Below are 7912 nucleotides of genomic sequence, written 5' to 3' on the forward strand. Positions count from 1 at the left end.
CCGTCGTCGGCTCCGGCTCGTCCGTCGTCGGCTCCGGCTCGTCCGTCGTCGGCTCGTCCGGCGTGGTCGGTTCCTCGAGCTGCTCGCCAGTCACCTGGAAGCTGCGGATGTCCGTGTTGCCACCGACACTCGCTTCGACCGTGTAGTTGCCCGGTTCGACACCTTCAACCGGGATCTCGACACTCCACTGGCCGTCCGTGCCCCACACATCCGTCGACTCGATGTCGAATCCGCTGGAGGAGGGGCCGTCGATGACTTCCACCGTGACGGTGTTGTCGTCGGGCTGGCGGTTGGTCACACCCGAGACCATCATCGTGTCGTTGGTCTCGACCGTGAACTGCTGACCGGCTTCGCCGGTCACCGAGTCCACGCTCACACGGCCGTCCGTGTAGCGGAACTGGAAGACCTCTGAGATGTCGTCGCTGCCAGTGTCCTCGGTGGTCTCACTGGCAACCTGGTCGATGACCTGCTGCTGGGTGTTCGATCCCGTGTTGAGTGCCGTCCAGAAGTCAGGGAAGCTATCGTAGCCGTCAAGCTGGCCGTCACCAGCTTCGCCGTCACGACCGGAGGAGAACACCGACATGACGACGTTGCCCTGGCTCAGTTCGGTATCGATCCCGAGCTGGGGGCCAAGGTTATCGCCAACGTCAACGTTCTCGGACTCGAACTCGTCGCTCGAGTCGACGTTGATCGTCGTGCGGTCGTAGGTACCCCGCGGGCCGTAGAAGCTGACGCTCACTTCGTCCTGGCCGGGCGCGGTCCCGTTGATCTTCAGGTCGTCGTCCACGGCGACCTGGCCGTTGACGATACTGACGTAGTCAACAGTCAGCGCCGTGTCAGTCACACGGATGCTGGACTGCATCCCAACAGCCTCGCTGATCGCAGAGGTGTTCTGGTCGGCGCGGTAGTTCGTCGACAGGGCCGAGTCGTCGGCGTCAACCGCCGCAAGGCGGTAGGACCCGGGGATGCTAAGCGTGTCGTTTGCAACGTCGCCCTCGCTGGGGTTGCTGAGGACCACGTCGTCTTCCTCGAAGGTGTCATCACCATCAACGCTGATGGTCATGAGGTACTCGAAGTCACCTTCGTCGCGGGCGTACAGCGCAACGTTGTCGACACCGGCCGTGGTGGTCCCGTTGACCGTCGTTTCCGAGCCGACAACGTACGATCCCTGCGGGTTCTCCAGCATGACGCCACCTTCCGTGACCGTGAAGTCATCGTCGTCGACGGAACTGCCGATGTCTTCGGTCAGGTCGTTGATGGCTTCCAGTTCGGTCTGGGTGCTGGCTTCGCCAGGTCCGTACACGTCGACGGTAACGTCAGTCTCGTCGAGGTAGGACGTGTCGATGCTGCCAACCGCGACACCATCGTCGATTTCGACGAGGGCGAGCGCGTCGCCGTCGTCGGTGCTGGTCGTCGCGATCGTGTCACCGGCGTTCCGGAAGACACTGCCCGGGACGCTGTCGACATCGTCAGCGTCGATCGAGACGACGTGCGTGTCGCCTTCTGCTGCGTTGTCGACCTCGAACTTGACGTTCTCACCGCGGGTAACCTCGTCGGACTGCACTTCGATGCTGGCGTCTTCACCCGTCGTAACGTCGAACGTCACGCTCTGGGACGCATCACCGAAGTCCAGGTCCTCGTCACCTTCGACGGTGACGGTGTATTCTTCGTTGTCGAGGACACCCTCTGCGAGGGCCAGAGTCACTTCACCGTTGGTGCTGATAACCGGTTCCTGACCTGGGTTCACGAGGACTTCGTCCGTGACTTCGAGGCCACCCGAGTCCTCAATTTCGACGTTGAGGGGTTCGGCCTGCTCGAAGTTGTATTCCGCGTCGATCGTCAGTTGGGTAGAGCCGTCAACGTTGACAGCTCCACCAGCGATGTCGTCGCCGTTCTGGTTGGTAACTTCCAGATTCTGAATCCGGGGCGTTTCAACTGTGAATGAGTTGCCGCTGCCGTCGTCGTAAGACCCAACCGGTTGGTCCGTCGGGACCGGCACCGAGAGGGTTTCACCTTCGTTCGCACCAGCAGTGCGCTCAAAGGAACTCGGGCTGAGGTCGCCGGAAGTCAGGGTGAGATCTTCCTCGCCCTGGAAGATTGTCGAGCCGGAAACAACCGTACTACCGTCCTGACCACTGGAAGCGATGTCGTATCCGCTACCGCGGTCACCGACGTCACCAACGTTAGTGACTTCAAAGTCCAGCTCTGTGGGCTGGACGGTGAGCTGGTTGTCGCTAGTGTCGTCAACGATGAGCGACACGGTGCCTGTGACAGGGGCGTTCGACGCGGCCACCGGTGGGTGGTTCACGGTGAACGTTGCATCGAACGCAACATCGCCTTCGCTGTTGTCGCCACCCGAGATCGACTCGGGTACACTGATTTCTAGGGTCTTACCGTTATTCGTAACGGTCGCTGAGGCGGCAGAGTCAGCGAGATCGGTACCTGCCACGGTCAGCGAGTCCAGAGACACGAACGTGCTGTCCGGGCTGGTGGGCAGTTCCACGCTGACCGTGTCGGTAGTCTCATCGCCGCCAAGGTCAGTGATCGTAAACTCTACTTCGTGCTGTTCATTCTGATTTTCGCCAACACTATCCGGTGTCAAAGCCGAATCGACCGTAGCGCCGGCGTTAGCCGCTGCAGCCGTTCCTGCGAACGCGATGGACCCAGCGAAGACGCTGAAGACCATCAGCGCAGTCAGGAACAGACTGCGAATCTTCGTTTTTGTGTTTGTCATATGTTGTGTTGTGTTGCGTTTCGGGCGGTGTCACCGACTTTCTGCCCCGAGTCCACGATTGGACACGAGTTCTATACTCGTTGGTGTCACCGGTGGGTAGGGGTACGGACAGAACAAAACGTGGGTCTGGTAAATACTTTGTGTGTTAGACGGGCGTGTGACGCCGTCTCGACCGGATTTCTAGTCGCGCGCACGCTGTAAAATAGTAGCGCCGGGCCACTCACGAGAGGGCAGGATGGGCCCGTGTCGTCAGGAGGGGGCTTCCATCCCCCATTCGTCCTGGAAGAATTCGAGATCGTATTTTGCACGATTGGCGCGGCCAACCAGTTCGCGGAAGGTTTCGATATCCTGCATCAGTGAGAGGAACGAGGCCTTCGACTGGTGATCGCCAGCCTCCAGTCGTGGGATGATCGTCTCACAGAGTAACTCAGCTGCCTCGTCGCGCACAACCAAGTAGGGCTGCAACAGCCGCAAAAACGTCTGCATACTCTGCCGACGACTGATGACAAACTGATAGGAGTCATACGTTGTATCCCGATCCGTGTCGACGCGATAGACGATATCGTGTTCATCAGCGAAGGTAGTGAGAATCTCCAGACTCTCAGCTGCAGGGAGTTTAATTCGGCACTTCAATCGCACGCCAAAGCCAATCTTGATTTCGGATCGTTTTGCGATCGTGACGGCGACTGCTGCGCGATTATCGACGAGGCCGGCAATATATGGGCGGCGCCAATCCGAGCACTCGGGCATCGTATTACCAATTAGCATAGATAGTGGGTTAAGTGTTAGAGGGGAGCCAGCGCGAGCCACTGCCCAATCGGCACCAGGTCCAGCAGGAACGACAGAACCATCCCGCCCAGTTCCAGCAGCCGAGCCACATCAAAGCCCTCGATTACGCCCAGGGCAATCCCGGCCGCGAGCAGGACCAGCATGGCGAGCCCGACCTTCGCGTACATCCCGACCTTTGTCAGGAGTTCGATGGCTTCCCAGCCGTGATAGGCCGTGAACAACAGCACCAGTGCGAGCCCGCCAATGGGCACCCACGGCGCGATGAGTTCGGTCAGCGCCATCAGTTCTGGTCGTCACCTCCAGACCCGCCGACGACGATCTCGGTAACCTGCCCGCGCCGCCAGCCCTCCACGGCCCGATAGAGGATATACATCCCGAAGGCGGCCACCAGCGGCAGCGTCCGCGCCAAGGCGTTGGACCCGAGCAGTTGCTCAACGGCCTCGGGAACGAGGATTTGCGTCGACGCGATGGCGACGATCGCCGAGGCCGCGCCATAGATCTTCCAGTCGAAGTACCCGAAGTACCGCAGCAACAGGTAGCCGAGTAGTTCGATGCCGAACACCGCACCCACGAACAGCGCCGGCCGGGGCAGCGCCAGCACGTTGAACCGCAACGCCGCGACGATCCCGATGATCGAGAGCCCAATCAACACGACCTCCGTCGATACGAACGAGGCGATATCGCCGAGCCAGCCTTTCCGGGGCCGTCGCCGGCGCTTGGCCGCCCAGTAGGCCCCGAGCAGCACCGTCAGCGCGATGATCGCGACCAGCAGCGCCCCGAGGGGATTGGCCTGGGCCTGTGCGACCGCGACCGCCGGCGCATTCCCGAGTGTCAGCGGCCCGCCAGTGTCGTCATCGGGGCCGCCGACCTCGCCTTCGTCGACGAGGAACTGCAGCGTCTCGTCGGAGTCGTCATCCGACAGCGTCAGCGGGCTCTGGGCCGTCCCAGAGTCCCGGACGATGCCGTTGGATTGGCTGTAGAGGATGTAGTCCGTGCCATCAGCCGCGCCGGTGAACGTGAAGTCCACGTCGTCGCCCTGTGTCTGGCCGGGCTGAACGACGAACTTCGGTTCCGTCGCCGACGGCTGGCCCACCGAGATCACCACGTCGCCGGTCTCCGGTGCGGCCTCGACGGGGATCGTCGCGATGCGGGTCTGGCCGCCCTCGAGAGCGTTCGGCAGTCGAAGCCGGCGCTCCCCGTCGGCAGTCACGCGCATCTCGTCAGTGGGGCCACTCCAGCTCTCATTGTACGCGTAGGCGATCAGGTTGTCCTCTCGCTGCGGGAGCTGGATGTACGAGTCCTCACTCCACTCGTCGATGGCGATCTGCGTGTCGAGTTTGCGCCCCTGCTCGGTCGCCTCCTGGACGTGGATCGAGCCGTTGTTGACCCGGACGCGGGAGGCGTTCACCCGGACGCCGACTTCGGTGTTCTTGTTGATCGAGCCGAGTTGGACGGTCAGTCGCGACCCATCGAGCGCGTAGTCCGAGGACTGGAGTTCGGTCCAGTCGTTGGAGCCAACGCGTTTCTCGACATCCCGGATCGACAGGACCGTGTCCTTGAATGGAATCGTCAGCGACGCACTCGTTTGATCCGAGAGCCAGGTCCGCGAGACGTTGTAGCGTTCCGTCCAGCGCTGGGCCGTGTACTGGACGGTCTGGTTGTCGACGCTCTCGTGTTGGTAGTCGAGATCGACCTCGGACTGTGGGGCGTCGGCCGACAGTGTCCCGTCCCCGAGTGAGACGTTAATGCGGTTGGTGCCGCTGTTGATCCACGACGGGTCGGTGTCGAGTTGGACTGTCTCGCCGTCGGTGAGTTGGCCGAGTTCGCTGGTCTCGTGGCCGTTCACTTCGACGGTGGGGTTTTCGGTTTGCGTGACCTCACAATACTGGGCCTCGACAGCGACCTCGGTCGCGTTGTTGGTCGCCACACCCAATTGTGATGTCGATCGCGTCAACCCGGGCGCATCGAAGGTCTGGATAGAGCCTGGCGAGAGTGTGCCGACGTGGTTGATCTCGTAGGAGCCATCTTCGTCGACGTCGACAGATGCGTCTTCTGTGTGGGAGACCTCCGCCCAAGAGACGTTGGCAGAGAAGCCACCGCCTGCCGTAGTTGCGCCCCACGAGAGGTTGTTGCTGCCGAGGTTGAGGGTGATCGGGTCGGTGGCTGACTCGCCCTCGCGAAGGGTTCCCAAGTAACTGGCAGCAGTGTTGCCGTCGATGGAAACCGAGGGGTCCTCGAGGGCCTTGATTTCGGTCCAGTCGAGTGTCCAATCAACGGGTCCCGCTGTTGGGGATGTCGTGGCTGTGTGTGGTCCGGTGGCGAGTGATGGAGTCTCGATTGTTGCGGTTTCACCGGACCGTAGAATGCCAGAGTAGCTGGCGTCTGCTGATCCGTCATTATCAAGATCGACTGCCGGGTCCTCGGTTGCCGTCCGGTCATCCTTATCAAGCGTTAAATCGACCGGTCCGCCTGGAATTCCGGATATATCCAACGACTGTGATATTCCCATGTCCAGTGGCGCAGCCACTGTGTCGCCATACCCCGAAAAGTCGAGAGTTTGAGACGCCGAGCCCGAAGATATGGTTACATCTATCGGTCCTGATGTAACATCAACGACTGGGAGTCGGTCTACTGCCCCACTCTTGTCAGACCATTCAAGATTACCGTCAGTATCGTCAGCGGCGGGAGTAGTAGGGTTACTCTAAACAATATCAACAATTGAGCGCATGACGGTGAGCCAAATACTTTTTACCCCTCTCAACTCACGATAATGCACAATGGCAGACGACGATAGCCCGATTGAAATAACCTTCTCGAAGAAAGTCGATCTCGACGGGCGGATGGTCGTCCCGAAGGAGCACAGAGAGGCCCTCAGCATTGATGGGCGGGAGGCCCTCGTTGAATTTACCGCGAAGAAAGTCACCTACCTAGACGACAAAGACGGAGGTGACGGCTCACAGTAGCCACTCAGAATGTTCGTGTTAGCCCCAAGAGGGGCTGACACGGGCCACGCACGATTCAGCGCATCTAATTGTGAACAGGTTGGCTGCGCTGGATCGTTCCAGTGTGTGGACCGTGTTTGTTCCTTCTCGTCCAAGCATATTAGTTTGTCTGCATCGGTAGAGGCTATCCTATTCTGGGTTTGTATGCCGTGATAGTCGATAATTTCGACGTTGACGGCGGAGGTGGCCGATGAATTTCGACCACACCTCACAGAAACGACTCGATGGCATCCACGTCGACGCCAGTGAGCTCCCCCCGTCTGCTGTCTTACAGTCCACCTTGACGAGCGATGTGCTCCAGGACACTCTCACCGACGCTGTCCGTGACATGCTCGCTGGGACGAAAAAATCCGAGCGGACATTGACACTCCGTGAGCAAGGGTTGACGGCCCGAGACGGGCGATACGCGCCGCTCGTCGGTTGCTTGGATGTACGAGAAGAGGACGCTCTTCCCCACCAGATACCGCCAGAACCGGTCGCCCACAAGAACACCCTTCGATACACTGTGGCACTCGGACGCGGGGAGTCAGCGCCCGTCTGGAGTGACTATCCGACGCTCAAGGAGGCTCTGGAGTCCGACCTCGTCGACGACCCACTCGCCGTGCTTGCCGCTGCCGGTGTAACGCCCACAATCGCGGCTCGGATTGACAAAGACGACTTCGCAGAGCGACCCCGTCGGCAGCGAGAGAATACACTTCAGTTGCTCGCGACATTCGCCACCCAGTGTGATGTCCACCTTGTCTGCACGTGGCTCAGGGCCCGCTGGTTGGCCGACAATCTCCGCTCTGACCCGCCGCTGAACTTTGATAGCTGTTTGGATACTGGACGTGATGGGCCCCATCCAGCTGAAGAAGTGGCTTCCGACGCTCTCAGGACGCTTAACCCCGAGTGTGGATCCGTCCAAGTCCTGCGCGAATTGGTCGACGAACCTACACAGACGGTCCCACAGTCATCATTGCCCGACTTGGTTCGTCGTGATGCGTCGACGGTCAGCCAGCATCTCAACAAGCACGAAGGGCTTGATCTGGTTGATCGCTACTCTGTCGGTGCTGGTGACCATGTTTTACTCTGTGAGGCCGGGTCGGTCCTGTTAGACCGTCTTGACGCCGAAAACGGCCGGCAGGCCAAAGCTAACTGCTTGTTTGATACAACCAGACACTCCAACAAGAGGCCGTCTAAACCCCCAAGCCAAAGGGGTGAAGGGGGACCGCCAAGACAGCAACCGCTGACAGCGGCTGCCGATAACACCACCACGGTAGCCCGACTCGCCAGCCGATCCAACCACCGGGCGGCGGTAGTGTTCAGATTAGCTGATTCCATGCGAAGGCGAATGATTGGAGCCAGTCGTCAGCTGTGTCTCGCTGGGTGTTGCTGAAACAGTTTGAGA

At 60.2% G+C, this 7912-nt stretch carries 5 protein-coding genes and 2 pseudogenes; 1 reads left to right on the plus strand and 6 read right to left on the minus strand.

The window, feature by feature from the left end:
• From csg to BMX17_RS24160, 5 genes and pseudogenes are all read right to left on the minus strand, one after another.
• Window positions 1–2260, minus strand: a 2260-nt coding sequence (gene csg / locus BMX17_RS24145; protein WP_170845562.1) for an HVO_2072 family ArtA-dependent S-layer glycoprotein, incomplete at its 3' end; no start/stop codon positions are given.
• A 378-nt stretch (window positions 2261–2638) separates the two neighbouring features.
• A pseudogene (locus BMX17_RS27665) lies at window positions 2639–2734 on the minus strand (surface glycoprotein); the annotation flags it as partial.
• A gap of 249 nt (window positions 2735–2983) precedes the next feature.
• A complete protein-coding gene (locus BMX17_RS24150; RefSeq protein ID WP_092665013.1) occupies window positions 2984–3484 on the minus strand; it encodes a hypothetical protein in 501 nt (166 codons plus the stop codon).
• 35 nt (window positions 3485–3519) lie between these two features.
• The gene (locus BMX17_RS24155) at window positions 3520–3804 is read right to left on the minus strand and encodes a hypothetical protein (RefSeq protein ID WP_092665016.1); all 285 of its coding nucleotides are present in this window, start codon (window positions 3802–3804) and stop codon (window positions 3520–3522) included.
• Window positions 3804–5714 (minus strand): hypothetical protein, encoded by a 1911-nt coding sequence (locus BMX17_RS24160; protein ID WP_092665019.1) that lies wholly within the window; start codon window positions 5712–5714, stop codon window positions 3804–3806. The genes BMX17_RS24155 and BMX17_RS24160 overlap by 1 nt, the downstream gene beginning before the upstream one ends.
• A 586-nt stretch (window positions 5715–6300) precedes the next feature.
• On the opposite strand from BMX17_RS24160, the gene BMX17_RS24165 reads away from it, so the two are divergent.
• Complete coding sequence (locus BMX17_RS24165; protein ID WP_092665023.1) at window positions 6301–6486, plus strand: hypothetical protein; 186 nt, start codon at window positions 6301–6303, stop codon at window positions 6484–6486.
• Between the two features lie 1340 nt (window positions 6487–7826).
• Here BMX17_RS24165 and BMX17_RS25640 read toward each other — a convergent pair.
• Window positions 7827–7912 (minus strand): annotated as a pseudogene (locus tag BMX17_RS25640) (IS6 family transposase); the annotation flags it as partial.

This window comes from Halorientalis persicus (assembly GCF_900110215.1).
GTDB lineage: Archaea > Halobacteriota > Halobacteria > Halobacteriales > Haloarculaceae > Halorientalis > Halorientalis persica.